The 18,694-nt window shown below is 42.9% G+C and carries 14 protein-coding genes; 10 read left to right on the top strand and 4 right to left on the bottom strand.

The genetic code is table 11. The annotated features are described in order from the left end of the window. Positions 1–41 precede the first annotated feature (41 nt). The 7 genes from PU629_RS21190 to PU629_RS21160 all read left to right on the top strand — a co-directional run bounded on the left by PU629_RS21190 (position 42) and on the right by PU629_RS21160 (position 8,655). The gene (locus PU629_RS21190) at positions 42–950 is read left to right on the top strand and encodes an aldo/keto reductase (protein ID WP_275282002.1); all 909 of its coding nucleotides are present in this window, start codon (positions 42–44) and stop codon (positions 948–950) included. 333 nt (positions 951–1,283) lie between these two features. Then, entirely contained in the window at positions 1,284–2,069 is a 786-nt protein-coding gene (gene lgt, locus PU629_RS21185) for a prolipoprotein diacylglyceryl transferase (RefSeq protein ID WP_275282001.1), read from the top strand. 118 nt (positions 2,070–2,187) lie between these two features. Continuing rightward, positions 2,188–3,912 carry an ABC transporter ATP-binding protein gene (locus tag PU629_RS21180; RefSeq protein WP_275282000.1) on the top strand — a complete coding sequence of 575 codons (1,725 nt, stop codon included), beginning with the start codon at positions 2,188–2,190 and terminating at the stop codon, positions 3,910–3,912. Beyond that, on the top strand, positions 3,909–5,795 hold the full coding sequence (locus PU629_RS21175; RefSeq protein WP_275281999.1) for an ABC transporter ATP-binding protein: 1,887 nt from the start codon (positions 3,909–3,911) through the stop codon (positions 5,793–5,795). Before PU629_RS21180 ends, PU629_RS21175 begins: the two co-directional genes overlap by 4 nt. Positions 5,796–5,852: 57 nt before the next feature. Beyond that, positions 5,853–6,422 (top strand): nitroreductase family protein, encoded by a 570-nt coding sequence (locus PU629_RS21170; RefSeq protein WP_275281998.1) that lies wholly within the window; start codon positions 5,853–5,855, stop codon positions 6,420–6,422. A 273-nt stretch (positions 6,423–6,695) separates the two neighbouring features. Then, positions 6,696–7,367 (top strand): response regulator transcription factor, encoded by a 672-nt coding sequence (locus PU629_RS21165; RefSeq protein ID WP_275281997.1) that lies wholly within the window; start codon positions 6,696–6,698, stop codon positions 7,365–7,367. Positions 7,368–7,377: 10 nt separating this feature from the next. Continuing rightward, on the top strand, positions 7,378–8,655 hold the full coding sequence (locus tag PU629_RS21160; RefSeq protein WP_275281996.1) for a sensor histidine kinase: 1,278 nt from the start codon (positions 7,378–7,380) through the stop codon (positions 8,653–8,655). 1,214 nt (positions 8,656–9,869) lie between these two features. Here PU629_RS21160 and PU629_RS21155 read toward each other — a convergent pair. Continuing rightward, positions 9,870–11,030 carry an MFS transporter gene (locus PU629_RS21155; RefSeq protein ID WP_275281995.1) on the bottom strand — a complete coding sequence of 387 codons (1,161 nt, stop codon included), beginning with the start codon at positions 11,028–11,030 and terminating at the stop codon, positions 9,870–9,872. A gap of 237 nt (positions 11,031–11,267) precedes the next feature. On the opposite strand from PU629_RS21155, the gene corA reads away from it, so the two are divergent. Then, positions 11,268–12,215, top strand: a complete 948-nt coding sequence (gene corA / locus PU629_RS21150; RefSeq protein WP_275281994.1) for a magnesium/cobalt transporter CorA — start codon at positions 11,268–11,270, stop codon at positions 12,213–12,215. A 66-nt stretch (positions 12,216–12,281) separates the two neighbouring features. On the opposite strand, the gene PU629_RS21145 is transcribed toward corA, so the two are convergent. The 3 genes from PU629_RS21145 to PU629_RS21135 form a co-directional block, all read right to left on the bottom strand. Further along, positions 12,282–13,088, bottom strand: coding sequence for a formate/nitrite transporter family protein (locus PU629_RS21145; RefSeq protein ID WP_275284509.1), 807 nt, complete (start codon positions 13,086–13,088; stop codon positions 12,282–12,284). Between the two features lie 337 nt (positions 13,089–13,425). Beyond that, a complete protein-coding gene (fdhD, locus tag PU629_RS21140) occupies positions 13,426–14,223 on the bottom strand; it encodes a formate dehydrogenase accessory sulfurtransferase FdhD (RefSeq protein ID WP_275281993.1) in 798 nt (265 codons plus the stop codon). 11 nt (positions 14,224–14,234) lie between these two features. After that, a complete protein-coding gene (locus tag PU629_RS21135) occupies positions 14,235–14,576 on the bottom strand; it encodes a Na-translocating system protein MpsC family protein (protein ID WP_275281992.1) in 342 nt (113 codons plus the stop codon). A 488-nt stretch (positions 14,577–15,064) separates the two neighbouring features. Between PU629_RS21135 and fdhF the strand changes: the two genes are divergently transcribed. Both fdhF and PU629_RS21125 read left to right on the top strand, forming a co-directional pair. Continuing rightward, positions 15,065–18,001 carry a formate dehydrogenase subunit alpha gene (gene fdhF / locus PU629_RS21130; protein WP_275281991.1) on the top strand — a complete coding sequence of 979 codons (2,937 nt, stop codon included), beginning with the start codon at positions 15,065–15,067 and terminating at the stop codon, positions 17,999–18,001. Positions 18,002–18,019: 18 nt separating this feature from the next. Then, positions 18,020–18,493 carry a helical membrane plugin domain-containing protein gene (locus PU629_RS21125; protein ID WP_275281990.1) on the top strand — a complete coding sequence of 158 codons (474 nt, stop codon included), beginning with the start codon at positions 18,020–18,022 and terminating at the stop codon, positions 18,491–18,493. Positions 18,494–18,694 lie beyond the last annotated feature (201 nt).

Below are 18,694 nucleotides of genomic sequence, written 5' to 3'. Positions count from 1 at the left end.
GCTTATACTAAACTTGAAAATATAAATGTGAGGTGGAATAGGTGAAGCGAACAACTCTTGGACAATCTGGACTTGAAATTTCTGTTCTTGGCATTGGGACAAATAAGGTCGGCGGGCATAATTATTACAAAGACCTAAGCGAACAAGAAGGAAAGGATTTCGTCAAACGATCAATTGAGCTCGGTATTAATTTCATCGACACAGCTGATGTGTACGGGCATGGCCGCTCTGAGGAATTAATTGGCGAAGTCTTGCGAGAGATTGATACACCGCGTGACGCTATTGTGCTGGCAACAAAAGGCGGTGTGGAGTGGGAAAAGGACCGCAAGAATAATAAGCCGGCCTATTTAAGACAAGCGCTTGAAGCCAGTTTAAAAAGATTAAACCAAGACTATGTGGACCTTTATTATTTGCATTTTCCTGATGAGGACACACCTATTTCAGAATCAGTGGGTGAGCTTAGCCGACTAAAGGAAGAAGGAAAGATAAGAGCCATTGGGGTTTCAAATCTTAACTTGGACCAATTAAAAGAAGCCACCCAAACAGCGGACATTGCGGCCCTTCAATCCGGCTATAATATGTTTGACCGTCGTGTGGAGGCGGATGTTCTGCCATTCTGTGCTGAGAAGGGAATTTCGTTTATTCCTTATTTCCCTTTAGCTTCTGGTCTCCTAGGCGGACGCTATAAAGTCACGGATCCTGTTCCTCCTGGCAGAGATGCTGCTGCTTTTCGAACCATGGTTGAAAAAGCTGATCAATTAAAGACGGTTGCTCAAAAGCTTGATGTCACCTTACCGAATCTCGCTCTTGCCTGGCTGCTTGCTCAAAAGGGGGTCGATGCTGTTATTCCTGGCGGACGCCGACCTGAACAAGTAGAAGGGCTGCTGCCTGCAGCAAACCTTACATTGACGGCTGCTGATCTTAAAGAAATTGAAGCCATTTTAGCCTAGTTATAATGAAAACCGATTCTAAGGCCAAGACGCCTAAGAGTCGGTTTTTTTTTTATGATCAATAATATGTCGCCCGCTTTTTGGGGGGATTCTGTCTTATTTTGGTGAGGCCAGAAGAACGGTCTATTAGAGTTGAAGACTATTATGTGACTCGCTATTAACCATTCATAGAAATAATAGATAAGTTATTAGAGATTCTGTTTTAAAAAGAAGAAGGGATAGGGTAGAATAGACAGAGATAGACCTCAACTGCACAACTTATTTTGAAAATTAGCGTGTAATTTATGGCCTGAGAGGCTATTTGAATTTTCTAGAGAGAGAAGGGATGTAACGATGCACAAGGACTTGTTTAATTTATTTGGTTATGTGGTGCAGACCCATGCGGTGATCTCCCTCCTTGCCATCTTTTTGGGCTATGGGGTTGGACTAGCCATGATGAAAGGAACCGTTTATTACAAACACCTACAAGAATTTATCTTATATGGTGTTGTGGGTGCCATAATTGGAGCGCGTATTTGGCATGTGTTTGTCTTCCAATGGCCAACTTACTCCCAGCATCCGCTTCAAATCCTGGAGATTTGGCAAGGCGGTATCTCGATTGAGGGAGCTATTGTCGGAGGCATTGTGACTTTAATTATCTATACACGGATACATAAAATCAGTTTTTGGGAAATGGCCGATTATTCCGCACCCGCTTTGATTCTGGCACAGGGGATTGGACGTATTGCTTGTTTTATGAACGGAGATGCTTTTGGCAGTCCGACACATTTGAAGATGGGAATTGTATACCCTAAAGGCACGATTGCTTATGATTACTATGGAAGTCAGCCGCTCTGGCCGGCGGAGGTATGGGAAAGCCAAGGCAATATGATTCTATTTTGTATTTTATTTATGATTTTTATTTTCTACAGACATAAGCTTCCAAAAGGACTTATTGTTTGTCTATATGTCTTTCTTTATTTCCTTGAGCGTTTTATCCTTGAATACTTCAGAGGAGATTCACCAAGATATGGAGCTTTAACAGGTGGACAATGGTCTGCTATCGCTCTTATGATTCTTGCTGTGCTTGGAGCTATTTTCTTATTTATCCGAAACAAACGAAAAACACCGGCAGTTTAATGGCTTTCGAACGTAGCCTTTATCCCATTTATTAGGGAATAAAGGCTTTCGGTCTCTCGGAAAGATATTCAATATTCATACTTTTCGGCGGCCAATGTAAGATTTAAGGGGTGACGGAATGAAGCAGCTTATGCCTTTTATTAAAAGTTATAGGTGGAAAATCGTGTTGTGTATCGCACTTGTATTTGTCCAAGCCCTTTCTCAGCTGTATTTGCCAACTTTAATGGCGGATATTGTGGATATTGGGGTTGTAAAAGGCAACACACCTTACATTATTAGAGTGGGAGTCTTTATGATGCTTGTGGCAGCAGCTGGGACAGGCTCCATGATTCTGGGAAGTTATTTAACTTCTCGAATATCAACAGGGTTTAGCAGGAGTCTCCGAACGGCTGTCTTCTCGCATATTGAAACTTTTTCGTTAAATGAATTTGATCAAATTGGCACGTCTTCTCTCATTACGAGAACAACTAATGATATTAATCAGATTCAGCAATTAATCGTGATGATGCTTCTCATGTTTGTTCGTGCACCGCTCATGAGTATTGGCGGTGTTGTGCTTGCTTTCACAAAAGATGCTTTACTGGCTTTAATTCTCGTTGCTTCGATTCCTATTCTTTTTGCTCTTATTTACTTTGTTCAAAAACACGGAGTTCCCTATTTTCAAAAGCTTCAAGTCAAGCTTGATGGGCTCAACCGCGTGCTTCGCGAAAGCTTAACCGGGATTCGAGTCGTTCGTGCCTTTGGTCGTAATCATCATGAGATGGAACGGTTCGATGAAACAAGCCGTGACCTTATGAAAACCTCTCTTAAGGCGAATCGAACAATGGGATTACTTTTTCCGGGTCTTTCTCTCATCTTGAATTTGGCCATCGTTGCGATCATGTGGGCAGGGAGCTTTAGGATTGATGCCGGGCATCTGCAAGTCGGTGATCTCATGGCTTTCATTCAATATGCGATGCAGATGATGTTTGCTTTAATGATGGTCTCAATGATGTTCGTCATGATTCCAAGAGCTCAAGTATCGGCTAACCGGATTGGTGAAGTGCTGCAGCTGACAACCGGTATTTTGGAAACGGGTTCACACCGGGAAACCAAGGAAAAAGGAACACTGGAATTTCGTGAGGTGACCTTCCGCTATCCGGGAGCAGAGAAGCCGGCTTTAGAAAATGTGAGTTTTACAGCTGGACCGGGTCAAGTGACTGCCATTATAGGAGGGACGGGTTCAGGCAAATCGACCTTGCTTAACTTGATCCCGCGTTTTTATGAAATAGAGAGCGGACGGCTTCTTGTGGATGGGTTGGACCATCATGCCTTTCTCCAAGAAGAGCTTCGAGATAAGCTTGGTCTTGTTCCGCAAAAGGCGATTCTATTTTCTGGAACGATTGCGGACAATATTCGCTTTGGCAAGCCGGATGCAACCGATGAAGAGGTGAGGTACGCAGCTGAAATTGCTCAAGCGGCTGAATTTGTTGAAGCGTTACCTGATGGCTACGATTCTCTCTTAAATCAAGGTGGAGTCAATCTCTCTGGGGGCCAAAAACAACGGTTGGCTATTGCCCGTGCGTTAGTAAGAAAACCCGAAATCTATTTGTTCGATGATAGTTTTTCAGCGCTTGATTTCAAAACGGATGCGAGGCTAAGACAAGCGCTCCGTAGAGAGACAGAAGAGGCAACCGTCTTAATCGTTGCACAGCGTGTCAATACAATAATGGATGCTGACCAAATCATTGTTTTAGAGGATGGCAGGATGGTCGGAAAAGGGTCTCATGAAGAGTTGATCAAAAGCTCTCCTGTCTATCGGGAAATTGTGGCATCCCAATTATCAGAGGAGGCGTTAGGATGAGTCAAGAACGATCGGGAAATAGAGCCGGCGGACCTCCTCGGAATTTTGGGAGGCCCGGCCATGGCCCTGGCCGTTTCGGCATGCCTGTTCAGAAACCAAAAGATTTTATGGGCACATTAAAGCGTCTTTTAAGGTATTTGCGGCCCCATTCCTTTCAATTGGCTCTTGTTGTTCTCATGGCGGTTTTGAGCACGGCTTTTAGCATTTTCAGCCCTAGAGTCATGGGCTATGCCACAACAAAGCTATTTGAGGGGGTCATGGCGAAGCTAAAAGGCGTTCCGGGAGCGCATATAGATTATCACTACATTTTTAGAATATTAACCATCCTGGTGATTCTATATGTAGTAAGTGCCATTTTTAGCTATTTCCAGCAATATTTGATGGCAGGCGTTGCCCAAAAAACGGTTTTTGATCTGAGGAAGGAAGTCGATCAGAAGCTGTTTCGATTGCCGCTAAGATTTTTTGATCAGCGTTCAACAGGAGACTTGCTCAGCCGAGTCACCAATGATGTTGACAATATCAGCTCAACCTTGCAGCAAAGCTTGACTCAATTAATTACGGCGATCGTGACTTTAATAGGAATTCTCGTCATGATGCTTTCGATAAATGGCTGGTTAACACTGTTCACATTTCTTACCTTACCGCTTAGTTTAATCGCAACGAAGCAATTTGCTACTCGCTCACAGAATTACTTCAAGGGTCAGCAAAAGGCGCTGGGGAAATTAAATGGGCATGTCGAGGAAATGGTGACAGGGCATACGATTGTAAAAGCGTTTGGGCGGGAGAAAGCTTCCATTAAGCAATTTAATGATATAAACAATGAACTTTACGAATCAGGTTGGCGAGCCCAATTCGTTTCAGGAATGATCATGCCGATCATGATGTTCATTGGGAACATTGGCTATGTCATCATCGCAGTTGTCGGGGGAATCTTTGTTACAAAAAGAATGATTACAATAGGGGATGTGCAAGCCTTTCTGCAATATTCCCGTCAGTTTAACCAGCCGATTACTCAAGTCGCTAATATATCCAATGTCATCCAATCGACCATTGCATCGGCGGAACGCGTCTTTGAATTACTGGATGAAACCGAGCAGTCACCTGAGCCGATAGATGCACCGAAATTAAAAGCACCAAAAGGAAATATAAGTTTTAAAAACGTTTCCTTCAGCTATAAACAAGAGTCACCTCTAATTGAGGATCTCAATATAAATGTGAAGTCAGGGCAAAAGGTGGCGATCGTCGGACCAACTGGGGCGGGAAAGACGACTCTTGTCAATTTGTTAATGCGTTTCTATGAGGTGGATAAAGGGACGATCACGATTGATGATGTCCCGATCACAGCTTTTGAAAGAGATCACCTTCGCGGGTTATTCGGGATGGTTCTGCAGGACACCTGGTTATTTAACGGCACCATTCGAGATAATATAGCTTATGGAAAAGAAGGGGCGACCGATCAAGAGGTCATTGAAGCGGCTCAAGCGGCTTATGCGGATCCTTTTATTCGAACGCTTCCCGATGGCTATGAAACGATTCTTAATGAGGAAACTTCTAATCTTTCACAAGGGCAGAAGCAATTATTAACTATCGCACGGGCCTTTTTGGCGGATCCTGCTTTTCTGATTCTAGATGAAGCCACAAGCAGTGTCGATACCCGGACCGAACTCTATATTCAAAAAGCGATGGAGAAGTTAATGAAGAACCGAACAAGCTTTGTGATTGCTCATAGGTTATCAACGATTCGTGATGCGGACCTTATACTGGTCATGAACCATGGCCGCGTTATTGAGCAAGGTACCCATAATGAACTGCTGATTCAGGATGGCTTTTATGCCGATCTTTATAACAGTCAATTTCTTGGAAAATCGAGTGAGTCCGTTTGAGTCGCATAAAATAGAAGTAAGGTATTTTAAAGAGTCAATAAGATGGGAGTGGATAGAATGGACGTATTAGAGGCAATCCATACAAGGCAAAGCATTGGCAAGGTTAAATCGGACCCTGTTGATCAAAGTTTGATTGAGCAGATACTGGAACTAGCAACAAGAGCCCCAAATCATCGCCATACTGAACCATGGCGCTTTTATGTGATGACAGGTGCAGGTCGAGAGGTTCTGGGGAACGCTTATACGGATATTGCTCTAGAAAAAGTTGCAAATCTCACCGAAAAGGATAGAGCCTTGATTGCAGAAAAACAAAAAGAAAAAGCAGAGCGGGCACCGGTTGTGATTGCTGTTGCCGCTGCTTACTCAAGCGATGATGAGATTCAGCAGAAAGAAGAACGAGCAGCCACGCACGCGGCGATCGAGAATATGCTCCTTGCAGCACACGGGCTAGGACTTGGTGCCATTTGGCGAACAGGCGAACCCGCTTATCATCCCCGTATGCGAGAGGCATTTCATCTAGAGGACTATGAGGACTTGGTTGGATTTGTCTACATTGGTTACCCTGATAGCCAAAAAGACAGGCAGCCTCGAAAACCTTTTTCTGAAGTGACAAAATGGTTGAAGTAAAAGAGAGGTCCCTCCACAGGAGCGGGCCTCTTTCCTTGTTGATCGTTCTATATTAATTAAAAGTTAAGGAAGATCGGGCATACTCCAATATAATTAGTTATAAGAGAATAGCCTGACCGCCTCGTTTTCATAACCTTAATTTGTTAAGATAAGAGTGACAAAAGGCACTTCTATATACAAGCAGTTAAATAGAAAAGGCTTTTAAATGAAACATTAAGCATTGAACTAAATAGAATACCTAATCATAAACCTTTCGTGTTAGGAGAGACATATATGAGACTATTGGTGGTAGAAGATAATGAAGCCTTACTTAAATCCATTGTCCAATTGCTTGAAACAGAATATGATGTCGATACGGCTACTCGTGGGGATGATGCCCTTTATCAGGCGGAGCAAGGGATCTATGATGTCATTATCCTAGACGTTATGCTGCCGGAAATGGATGGGTTTGAAATTCTGAAGGAACTGAGAAAAAAGCAAGTTCAAACACCGGTTTTATTTTTAACAGCAAGAGACTCCTTAGAAGATCGCGTGAAAGGTCTCACTCTTGGGGGAGATGATTATCTCGTCAAGCCGTTCCAAAATCAGGAGTTAAAGGCACGGATTTTGGCCATCCTTCGCCGAAGCGCTAAAATTTCAATGGATCAAACCATTGATTATAAAGGGATCAGTATTGATATTACCAAAAAGCAGGTAACGGTGGATGGGGATGTCGTCCCTTTTACTATTAAGCAGTTTGAACTGCTTGAATACTTGCTTCAGCACAAAGAACAAATTTTAACCCGTGAACAAATCTATGATCGGGTATGGGGCTTCGACTCGGATACCACAATAGGTATTGTGGAAGTCTATGTCCACCAAATTCGAAAAAAACTCCAGAGCTATGGTTATGACAAGGATGTGCGGACCATCCGAGGTATCGGCTATATGATCTCTGACCAGTAAGGGGACAACTATGTTTCGCCGGACATTATTTAAACTTACCCTCCTTAATACGGCTATTTTTCTAGTTATTTTGGCACTGTTAAGTACCTCTGTTTACTTCTATACTAAGAGCTACGTCTATAGCAGTATCAATCAGCAGCTTTTTACAGCAAGTAATCATTTTGCGCAGGGCGTAGAAATTCGAGGTCAGCAGACGGGTCTCTTAATATGGAACAGTAATAATAAGCTTATCCTTGCGCCTTCTCCTCGGGTTGGGTTCTCGGACAATACCAATAACTCCAATAGTGATGCCTCGCTATTAGAGACTTTCAAAAATGTAAAGCCTTCTGAGCCAGGGAAGTTTGTGAATTATAAAGCGGGTGGCGATTATTATCGAATTTTTATATTGCCAACTAAGGTGATCTACAACGGTAGCTATGTAAAAGTCGGGGTTTATATGTTTATCAACCCTTATATACAGGTTCTCCATACTTTATTGGTCATCTTAATCGCCTTTATGATAATCGGTCTGTTACTGGCCTTTGGAGCTGGTTGGTTTTTAGCCCACCGTGCACTGAAGCCGATTCAACTGGCATGGGATCGGCAACAGCAATTTGTGGCAGATGCTTCTCATGAACTTCGGACACCTTTAACCATTATTCAATCACGAATCGAGATGCTGCTCCAGTCCCCAAGAGCGATGATACAAGAGAAGGTTCAGGATATCTCAACATCTCTGCAGGAAACACGCCGGCTTTCAAAACTCGTGTCACACTTATTGACGCTTGCCCGCTCAGATGCCAATCAAATCGAGATGGGTGCCGAGCCTGTATTAATGAATGAACTGATTCGGACTGTCGCAGAACCATTTGCAGAGCTCGCTTCTTTTGATGAGAAAGAGATTGCCTTAGAAATGGGGCACCAGCCGATTACGGTTCTGGGTGATAAAGAACGGCTTCACCAGCTGCTTGTAATTTTTCTAGATAACGCCTTGAAGTTTACAACAGAAGGCGATAAGATAACGGTTGCCTGCCGACAGGAATCTAACAATGTTCTATTAGAGATTAAGGACACCGGCATTGGAATTAAGCCTGAGAATCTCAAGCGGATTTTTGATCGCTTCTTCCAAGTGGATACCTCTCGAACGGACCGCGAAGGAACAGGACTTGGACTTTCTATTGCAAAATGGATTGTTGACAAGCATAAGGGAAAACTGAATGTAGAGAGCGAGTTTGGAAAGGGCACTACATTCACTATTCAGTTTCCAGCTTACAAGCCTAATCATAAAGAGGAAAAAGAGGGCCAATGAGGGTCCTCTTTTGCTTTTGAGATCCATGCTAAAAAAGGGGCTGGGGCTGGTGAGGCTGGGGCTAGTGGTTGGAGCTGGTGGCAGGGGGGCAGGTAGCGAGGTCACGAAGTCGCGGCAAGCTGTTCATTTGCCTGGAAAAGCGGCCACTGCCCGAGCAAGGCGTAACGAGAATACGCTAAACCTCGGGAAACAGTGAAAAATTAGGGAATAGGGAAATGGCGTTACGCCTAAATGAAATAGGCGTAACGAGAATACGCTAAACCTCGGGAAACAGTGAAAAATTAGGGAATAGGGAAATGCCGTTACGCCTAAATGAAATAGGCGTAACGAGAATACGCTAAACCTCGGAAAACAGCGAAAAAACAGGGCATAGGGAAATGCCGTTACGCCTAAATGAAATAGGCGTAACGAGAATACGCTAAACCCCGGAAAACGGCGAAAAATTGGGAAATAGGGAAATGACGTTACGCCTAAATGAAATAGGCGTAACGAGAATACGCTAAACCTCGGAAAACAGCGAAAAATTAGGGGATAGGGAAATGCCGTTATGCCTAAATGAAATAGGCGTAACGAGAATACGCTAAACCCCGGAAAACGGCGAAAAATTGGGAAATAGGGAAATGCCGTTACGCCTAAATGAAATAGGCGTAACGAGAATACGCTAAACCTCGGGAAACAGCGAAAAATTAGGAAATAGGGAAATGGCGTTACGCCTAAATGAAATAGGCGTAACGAGAATACGCTAAACCTCGGGAAACAGCGAAAAATTAGGAAATAGGGAAATGGCGTTACGCCTAAATGAAATAGGCGTAACGAGAATACGCTAAACCCCGGAAAACAGCGAAAAATTAGGGAATAGGGAAATGCCGTTACGCCTAAATGAAATAGGCGTAACGAGAATACGCTAAACCTCGGAAAACGGCGGAAAATTAGGAAATAGAGAAATGACGTTACGCCTAAATGAAATAGGCGTAACGAGAATACGCTAAACCTCGGAAAACGGCGAAAAATTAGGGAATAGGGAAATGACGTTACGCCTAAATGAAATAGGCGTAACGAGAATACGCTAATGCCCGGGAAAACGGCGAAAAATTAGGGAATAGGGAAATGCCGTTACGCCTAAATGAAATAGGCGTAACGAGAATACGCTAAATGGCGGTTCGCCCACGCCCTAGGGTTCACCCACGCCCCTGGAATCGGCAACCCAATTCCAATTATGTTTCAACCGTTGAGGTCGGCGATTCTTTCAAATGATCATAAATGCTGTAAGTAATGGCGACAACTAAGGTTGCAAAGACTAAGAAATAGGGGGAAAGGTGAGTTCTGAGGACCCCGGCAGCCAAGGAGCTTACAATAAATCCGAGCGAAAAGGCAGCGGATAGAAGGCCAAATGCTGTCCCAAATTGGGAAGCACTCACTTTTTCTGAGAGCAAGGTTGTGAGTGCCGGGAATAATAGTCCCATAACGGCACCTAAACAAAAAAGCGAGGCGCCGAGGTGAAGATGTCCCAAATGGGCAGCCAGCTGGAAATAGATTAAACACAATAAAATGAGCCCCGTTATAGTTCGGATAAAGGCAGAAATTCGCTGAAGACCAAACAAAATTAAGACGGAGAGGGTTCCAAGCCCCATATAGCTAAATAACAGCCCCGTTTGGTAGGTGGATAAGCCCCGTTCGACGGTCAAAAAAGGCAGTTCGAAATGAAGAGTGCCTGATCCGTACATCATGGCAAAACCGATTAACAAAATGGAAAAAAACCCCTTCTCTGATAAAACTGTCTTGATTCGTGTGGCGCCCTTCTTATGGACCACAATCGCATCGGCTTCTTTAACAAAGAAGATGGCAATAGCGCCAGCAACAAACAAACTGATTCCAATTAGATGGAAGGTTTCTTTATAGCCAAAAAGGCTGTCCAGCTTACCGCCTAAAATGGGGGCTATAATATTTGCTATGGTGCCCATTAATCCATGGATGGCCATGTTTTTCCCTTGCTCCCGGCTGTTTCTTGCATAAGCTGATAATAAAGAAAGCGCTGCTGGGCCCATAAAAGAAAGCACAAGGGCATCACTCACTTTTATCACAAGGAGCATAACAGGACTGCTTACATAGGCATAAGCGGTTATTAGAATGGCAGTGATGAATAACGGAACGACAATAAAGCTTTTCTTTCCAATTTTATCAATAAGCGGTCCTGCGATCAGGTGACCCCAGAAGCTTGTAAATGAGGAACAGCTCATCATAATACTAATAAAAAAACTTGTGGCCCCAAGTGCGATGGCATAAGGGGTGAAAATTGGCATTTGAACATGTAAACTTAGAGAAGATAAGAAAAGGATTAGGTAGAGAGCACCAAGCCCTGTTTGTTTTGTTTTCATAGCGTCGCCTCCAACAAAAATCTATGAGCATGTCCCCGAAAATAGACATGCCAATTAGCGGGATTAATAAAAATAGCTGGGAGGTAGAGCTAAATAGGGGCTTTCTCGGATTAAGATGTTCCCTTTCCAAAAGGAATTTGCGGGTGATTCCTAAACACGAATTTTTGAAGAAGGACTTTGTTAATCTTTTTGAAACGCATACATATTACGGATTGAAGAAGAAAGGAATACTTTCTGATGACGATTAGTACCCTTGCAATTACAGATACTGGCGAGCTTTTAAAAGATATTGAGCTATCCGATCTAAAACAGCCAGGGATTAAATGGTTTTGGGTTGATTTTTCAAAGCCAACGGATGAAGAAGCTCAAGAGTTGGATCGGTTTTTCCACTTTCATCCTCTTGCTATAGAGGACTGTATGCACTTTTTGCAGCGCCCTAAACTGGATTATTATGAAGGTTATAATTTTTATGTCTTCCACTCATTAGATTACAAAACGTTAGATATATCTGAGGTCGATTTATTTGTTTCAACTAATTATATCGTCAGCTTCCACCTAACTCCAATTAGGGAAATTGATGAAGTGTGGGAGCGTGTTCCACAAATGAAAAGGAAGAATCCTGCTCTTATCCTTTATCATGTTCTTGATCATATTGTGGACCTTTATTTTCCAGCGGCTTATCAAATTGAAGATCAGCTTAATGATCTAGACGATGAAATGGAAGTTCGCATTAACCAGGATTTGATTGATCAGCTATTTGACATGCGAAAGGACTTGCTTAAATTAAGACGTTCTTTTCAGTCCATGCGGGAATTGCTTTACCGAATGCTATATTCAGAACGTTTAGAGGAGATTGCTGAGCATAAAGCTTATTTTAATGACATTTATGATCATTTATTGCGATTGACTGAAATTATTGAATCAAGTCGTGATATGACAGCAGATATGCGAGACAGTTATTTTTCACTGAACTCTAATCGGATGAATTCGGTGATGATGACCCTAACGGTAATCTCGTCAATTTTTATTCCACTGACATTTATTGTTGGTGTGTATGGGATGAACTTTGACCATATGCCGGAGCTCCACTTTAGGTATGGGTATTTGGCTTGTTGGATTGTCATGGTTGCTGTGACTCTGGGGATGATTGGCTGGTTTAAATATAAAGGCTGGTTTAGGTCGTAGCAGATAAAGGTGGACACAATAGAAGAAATAACAAACCCTCCTGATGACTCAGGAGGGTTTTAATAATTAAGCTGATTTTTTAACTTGAGCGTCTTGGCTCGCCTCAATGTCTTTCTTATAGACGATGAAGTAAGCAAGACCTACGAAGATAGCGCCGCCGACGATGTTACCTAGAAGGACTGAAATGAGGTTAGGGAAATAATGACCCCAAGTTTCAGCACCATTGAAAATCGCTTGTGGAACGATATACATGTTTGCGACAACGTGTTGGAAGCCAATTGCAACGAAAGTCATGATTGGGAACCAAATACCAAGGATTTTCCCAGCAAAATCTTTCGCTCCAAAGTTTAACCAAACGCCCAAACAGACAAGCCAGTTACAGCCGATGGCAGAGGCGAAGGCAACGCCGAAATGAAGAGAATCTTTTGCTGTTGCAACAGCAGCTACTTTGTCTGCAACAGGACCTGCATTTGCAATTTGCGCAAGATCACCAAATACATAAGCGACAAAAATGGATCCAATAAAGTTACCAATGAGGACAAGAATCCAGTTTCTGAGAAGGGCACCAAAGCTGATTTTTCTAGCAAACCAAGCCATTGGGACTGTCATAAAGTTCCCAGTTAATAACTCTCCCCCTGCAAGAAGGGTCAATACGAGTCCGATTGGGAAGACAGCAGCGCCTAAGAAAGAAGTGAAGCCGCCCCATTCGGCTGGTGTTCCAGTCGTAACTTTAATATCCAGCATAAATCCAAATGCAATAAATGCACCTGCAAAGAAGCTCAAGATTAGGATATTAGGTACAGACATTTTTGCTTTTTTCACACCAGCTTCGATCGCTAATTCGGCAATTTGTGAAGGTGAATTAAACATGATATTTCCTCCTTATGTCTTTTTATTTCAGATGGAACCTGACAAGGCCTTCAAAGATAATCGATAAAAGAAAGCGTTTTCTTAATTGAGCACCTCATTAACAGGGTCATCTGAATTCATATAAAAACCAGCCTTACTAGATATACGGAACAATAGCTAGTCGTGCTGGTTAATACCTATTCTTTAACAAGAGATTAGTATCAATGGCATAAGTATTCCTCATGTAAAGGACGAGCATTTATGTATACGGATCCTTCACTTACTTAAAATTAGTTATTAAGTTCAAATAAAATTCTATTTTGAGTTCACAGGTTTGTCAAGAATAAAAATTTTAAAACATTTAATTTAGAGTAATTCTATGCGAATGAGTGTAGACATTGCACGAGTTTCCACGGATAAAACCAACCGTTGTTATCCCTAAGTTGTTAGCAAGCTCAAGGCTGAGAGCGGTGGGTGCTGATTTTGATAAAATAACCGAGCAGCCCAGTTTTGAGACTTTTAATAAAATTTCAGAGGAAATTCTGCCACTGAATGCCACTACTTTATCTGACATGGAAATATGATTCTTTAGACAGTAGCCATAGATTTTATCAAGTGCATTGTGACGGCCAATATCCATTCGTGAGAGGACCAGGCCATTCGAATCATAGAGAGCCGCATTATGAACGCCGCCTGTCTGATTGAACATGGTCGCCTTCTCCTGCATATCTTTCATAAATCGAAAGCAGTCATCAAATGTTAGAGTCAGATCAACATCATGCAAGCGTTTGGCAATACGTGCATCGTTAAAAAAGACAAAGCCCTGGCGACTCTTCCCGCAGCAAGACGTAATATAGCGCTTACTATGAAATTGCTGAAAGAGGGGATTGAATTTGTCAGTCTTTACATGAACAAAACCTTCTTCATCTTGTGACCAAATATCATCAATGTCATCAAAAGAATGAATGACACCTTCAGAAGCTAAAAAACCGATGACCATATCTTCCGTGTACTCTGGTGTGCACACCAGAGTAGCGAATTCTTCCCCGTTAAGCTTAATTGTAACGGGATGTTCCGTTACAATCAGATCTTCTCTTTCTTCGGTTTGTCCATTTTCATAATGAATGATGTTGCCTATTTTTTTTACAATTGGTTCCATGGTTTGCCCTCCTAGACAATAGGGTGTTCAAAAATAAAAACAGATACAGCCATGTCTTGATCGACTTTGATATCCGAAAATAAATGCGTTAATTTCGCTCCAACTAGGTCTTCCAAACCAGGTGGGACTTCTTGATCGTACCAGTCTTGAATCAGTTGAGTGCGAGCGTTATGCACCATTTTGCGCCCTTCCTCATTTTGCGAAATGAATTTCTCGGTAGAAGTAAGATTTCCATGCATGGTGGTGATGGCCATGTTTTCAATAAAGACGGTTCGAATACGTTCAGGGCCCTTACCGAATAGGTCTTTTCTTACCTTTCGGATGATTTCATTGAAGGCCATTTCTTTTTTCATTGCCTTTTGTCTCCTCATTTTTATGATATGGTAAACTATACAATAGTTTTGGGCTATTACACAAAAGGAATGCACGAAGTCAGTCAATTAATAAAATGGGTTGAAAGGATTGTAATTTCTGGCTGAATGATTATATAATGGTCTTTGGGTTTAACACATAAATTTTGATGGGATTTTGATAGGGATTGTCAAAATTCTATGCACATAAATGCTTTGGCGGATTGATGGATAAGTTTTATAGCTTATTGATTAACTCCACCACATCGATTCTCTTAATCTATTTTTGAGAATTGTTGGGGTGGAGTTTTTGATTTTTTTATTACTTTGGGGAAATGGAAAACATCGCCTTTCTCGGGCACAACAAGGGTTTACTTGACATGCCAGTCTGCGGAATCTGGAACGAGTCCGCAGTTTCTGAAGGCGTCGTGTTCTCCATAATCCACCAAACCGTAAATTAATTCTAGGGATAAAGGAGATGGACATGTCAGATGGGACTGGATATGGTGAATCTAACGTTAAATGGGATTCCTTATCAGGTAAAGCCAGGGACTAAACTTGTGGAAGCGATTAATTTGGCTGGCCTCGAGCATCCGCAAATTTGTTATTTACCTGAAGTGGACCCTATACAAACCTGTGATACGTGTATTGTTGAAGTGAATGGAAAGCTTGTTCGTTCCTGTTCAACAGTAGCGGAAGAGGGCATGCGCGTTGAACTGCAATCGGGCCGTGCAAAAGAAGCCCAAACAGAGGCCATGGATCGCATTCTTGAAAACCATTTGTTGTATTGCACAGTGTGTGACAATAACAACGGTAACTGTAAAGTGCATAATACGGCTGAATTAATGGGGATTGAGCATCAGAAATACCCTTATTCTCCTAAAGCGGATGTAAGTGAGGTGGATTATTCCCACCCATTCTATCGCTATGATCCTAACCAATGTATTGCATGCGGACAATGCGTGGAGGTCTGTCAAAATCTTCAAGTCAATGAAACGCTTATGATTGATTGGGAAGCAGATCGTCCTCGTGTGCTTTGGGACGGCGGGGTACCGATTAACGAATCTTCTTGTGTAGGCTGCGGTCAGTGTGTAACCGTCTGTCCATGTAATGCGTTGATGGAAAAATCAATGCTTGGGGAAGCAGGCTTTATGTCAGGGATGGGAGAAGAACTTCTCGATCCTATGATTGACTTGGTAAAAGAAGTTGAACCAGGCTACAGTGGTATTTTTGCCGTGTCAGAAGTAGAAGCAGCTATGCGCGAGACTCGCACTAAGAAAACAAAAACTGTTTGTACATACTGTGGTGTTGGCTGTACGTTTGAAGTATGGACGAAGGACCGTAAAATTCTTAAAGTCCAGCCTTCTTCTGATGCCCCTGTGAATGCTGTTTCAACTTGTGTTAAAGGTAAATTTGGCTGGGATTATGTGAATAGTGACCAGCGTTTAACTAAACCGCTCATTCGTAGAGGCGAGGCTTTTGAAGAGGCAACATGGGATGAAGCCTTAACACTCGTTGCTGAAAAGCTTGGCGGAATTAAAAACCAATTTGGCAGTGATGCACTAGGGTTTATTTCCTCATCAAAAATTACGAATGAAGAAAGCTATCTTATGCAGAAGCTAGCAAGACAAATCTTTGAAACGAATAACGTCGATAACTGCTCACGTTATTGCCAATCACCGGCGTCTGATGGTCTTATGTCAACGGTTGGTATCGGCGGAGATGCGGGAACGCTCAAGGATATTGCTTCTGCAGGACTTGTTATCTTAGTTGGCTGTGCACCGGCTGAAGGACACCCAGTCTTTGCTACTCGTATTAAGAGAGCTCATAAATTACACGGCCAGAAGCTTATTGTATCTGACCTTCGTAAGCATGAGATGGCTGAGCGCGCTGATATATTCATGCGTCCAAAGCAAGGAACTGACTTTGTTTGGATTTCTGCCGTTGCTAAATATATGATCGACCAAGGCTGGCACGATGAAGCCTTTATTAAAGAGCATGTGAACCAATTCCCAGAATTTGTAGAGCGTCTAGACCGTTTTACTCTTGATTTTGCTGAACAAGAGACTGGGATTTTAAAAGAGGAATTAATTAACGTTGCCCGGATGATCCGTGATGCAGATGGAACAGTAGTTTGCTGGGGAATGGGTGTGACTCAAAATACAGGCGGGTCTCACACATCAGCTGCGATCTCCAATCTGTTATTGGCAACTGGAAACTATATGCGCCCAGGTGCTGGCGCTTATCCACTGCGCGGTCATAACAACGTGCAAGGAGCTTGTGACATGGGGACTCTTCCACCATGGCTCCCAGGTTATCAACATGTTACGAATGATGAAGCACGGGCAAAATTTGAAGAAGCTTATGGCGTGAAAATTTCTCCGAAGCCTGGTATGGATAACATTCAAATGCTTCATAGCATTGAAAAAGGCGATCTTAAAGGCATGTATATCGTTGGTGAAGACATGGCATGGGTGGACTCGAACGCGAACCATGTCCAAGCGCTTCTTTCACAACTTGACTTTTTAGTCGTGCAAGATGTGTTCTTGTCTCAAACCGCTCAATTTGCGGATGTGATTTTACCGGCAGCACCATCTCTCGAAAAAGATGGGACATTCACGAATACGGAGCGTCGTGTTCAACGCTTGTATAAAGTGCTTGAGCCAATGGGCGAATCCAAGGCGGACTGGTGGATTATGACACAGCTTGCCAATAAGTTTGGCTTTGACTGGAACTATTCTCACCCAAGTGAAATTTTTGCTGAAATGGCAAGTCTTACACCATTCTTTGCACAATGTGATTACGATGTCCTAGAAGGCTGGGGCAGCTTCTGTTGGGGTTCACATAGCGGAGAACATACACCGCTTCTTTATACAGATGGGTTTAATTTCCCTGATAAAAAAGCACGTTTTTCACTTGTTGATTATGTGCCTCCTGTGGAATATCCAGCTGAATATGATCTTACCCTTAACAACGGACGTTTACTTGAGCATTTCCATGAAGGAAATATGACAAATAAGGCGGATGGGATCAACTTTAAGTTCCCAGAAGTGTTTGTCGAGGTGTCTCCAGAACTCGCGAAAGAGCGTGGCATCGAAAGCGGTTCTCTTGTACGTCTAGAGTCACCGAATGGCGCCGTGAAGCTTCGTGCCTTGGTGACAGACCGGGTTCGTGGAAAAGATGTCTATGTCCCTATGCACTCGGTAAGTCATGAGAGTGCCGTCAATCTCTTGACAGGGAATGCAGTGGACGTGCGAACTAATACACCTGCTTATAAACAAACAAAAGTGCGCATGCAGATTTTGAACATAAAAGGAACAAATCCACTCCCATTAAATAATCCGCGTAACAAGAAGCGTCATCCGCAAAATGGGGTTGAGGTTAATCGAAAATGGAAGCGTGAGGGCTATGTCTCTCTCGTAGACTAACGGATTGGAGGGATTCTTATGGCAAAAGCCATTAGCTTTATCAAAAAGCGTGAGTACACCGCTGAGGAAGAGAAAGCAGAGCGCCTTGAGCAGATAACGGATTCGGTATCGGATAATGGCCAAGCGCTTGATCAGACGTTGCGCATCTTAGCTGAACTTCACGAGAGCGGTATTTTAGATGGATTAGAAGCGGCCTTAAAAGCAAAAGGGAAGATTACAGAGATTCTTCTAGGCCAAGCGACCCGCAAAGAAGTGACGAATATGATTAACAATGTGATGGGTGCGGCAGGTGTTCTTGCTGCTATTGACCCAGAGCAGACAACGAAGCTCCTTTCCGGTGTCGCCGAGGGGCTGAGTGAGGCAGGCGCCCAAACGGATACAAAGGTCAGTGCCTTTGGTCTGCTTAAAGCACTGCGTGATCCAGATATTAATCGTGCCATTAGCTTTGGTCTTTCATTTATGAAGGGCTTAGGCAAATCTTTAAAATCTTAATGAAACTTGGCAGGGGCAGACCTTTTTAATAGAGGTTAGTCCCCGACAACTAAAAACACCGCTTCGGATAAGTCAATGTGACTTGTTCGAGACGGTGTTTTTTTTATTAGTTTAGGTGGGACCGGCTTTGGTGGGGGGCCTAGAGAGGACGCTGCAAGGGAGAGACTGGCCGTTGCAAATAGAAACGACTAAAAGGGAGGG

Origin of the sequence: Pullulanibacillus sp. KACC 23026, from assembly GCF_029094525.1 — a bacterium.
Classification (GTDB): Bacteria; Bacillota; Bacilli; order Bacillales; family Sporolactobacillaceae; genus KACC-23026.
Note: the sequence above shows the minus strand (reverse complement) of the source record. Positions and strands in the feature narration are given on the sequence as shown.

What these genes read in the sequence shown, in the direction of transcription:
- lgt (WP_275282001.1), top strand. Translation starts at nt 1,284, where the DNA reads ATGCACAAGGACTTGTTTAATTTATTTGGTTATGTGGTGCAGACCCAT.
- corA (WP_275281994.1), top strand. Translation starts at nt 11,268, where the DNA reads ATGACGATTAGTACCCTTGCAATTACAGATACTGGCGAGCTTTTAAAA.
- PU629_RS21135 (WP_275281992.1), bottom strand. Translation starts at nt 14,576, where the DNA reads ATGAAAAAAGAAATGGCCTTCAATGAAATCATCCGAAAGGTAAGAAAA.
- PU629_RS21175 (WP_275281999.1), top strand. Translation starts at nt 3,909, where the DNA reads ATGAGTCAAGAACGATCGGGAAATAGAGCCGGCGGACCTCCTCGGAAT.
- PU629_RS21155 (WP_275281995.1), bottom strand. Translation starts at nt 11,030, where the DNA reads ATGAAAACAAAACAAACAGGGCTTGGTGCTCTCTACCTAATCCTTTTC.
- PU629_RS21160 (WP_275281996.1), top strand. Translation starts at nt 7,378, where the DNA reads ATGTTTCGCCGGACATTATTTAAACTTACCCTCCTTAATACGGCTATT.
- PU629_RS21170 (WP_275281998.1), top strand. Translation starts at nt 5,853, where the DNA reads ATGGACGTATTAGAGGCAATCCATACAAGGCAAAGCATTGGCAAGGTT.
- PU629_RS21180 (WP_275282000.1), top strand. Translation starts at nt 2,188, where the DNA reads ATGAAGCAGCTTATGCCTTTTATTAAAAGTTATAGGTGGAAAATCGTG.
- PU629_RS21165 (WP_275281997.1), top strand. Translation starts at nt 6,696, where the DNA reads ATGAGACTATTGGTGGTAGAAGATAATGAAGCCTTACTTAAATCCATT.
- fdhF (WP_275281991.1), top strand. Translation starts at nt 15,065, where the DNA reads ATGGGACTGGATATGGTGAATCTAACGTTAAATGGGATTCCTTATCAG.
- fdhD (WP_275281993.1), bottom strand. Translation starts at nt 14,223, where the DNA reads ATGGAACCAATTGTAAAAAAAATAGGCAACATCATTCATTATGAAAAT.
- PU629_RS21125 (WP_275281990.1), top strand. Translation starts at nt 18,020, where the DNA reads ATGGCAAAAGCCATTAGCTTTATCAAAAAGCGTGAGTACACCGCTGAG.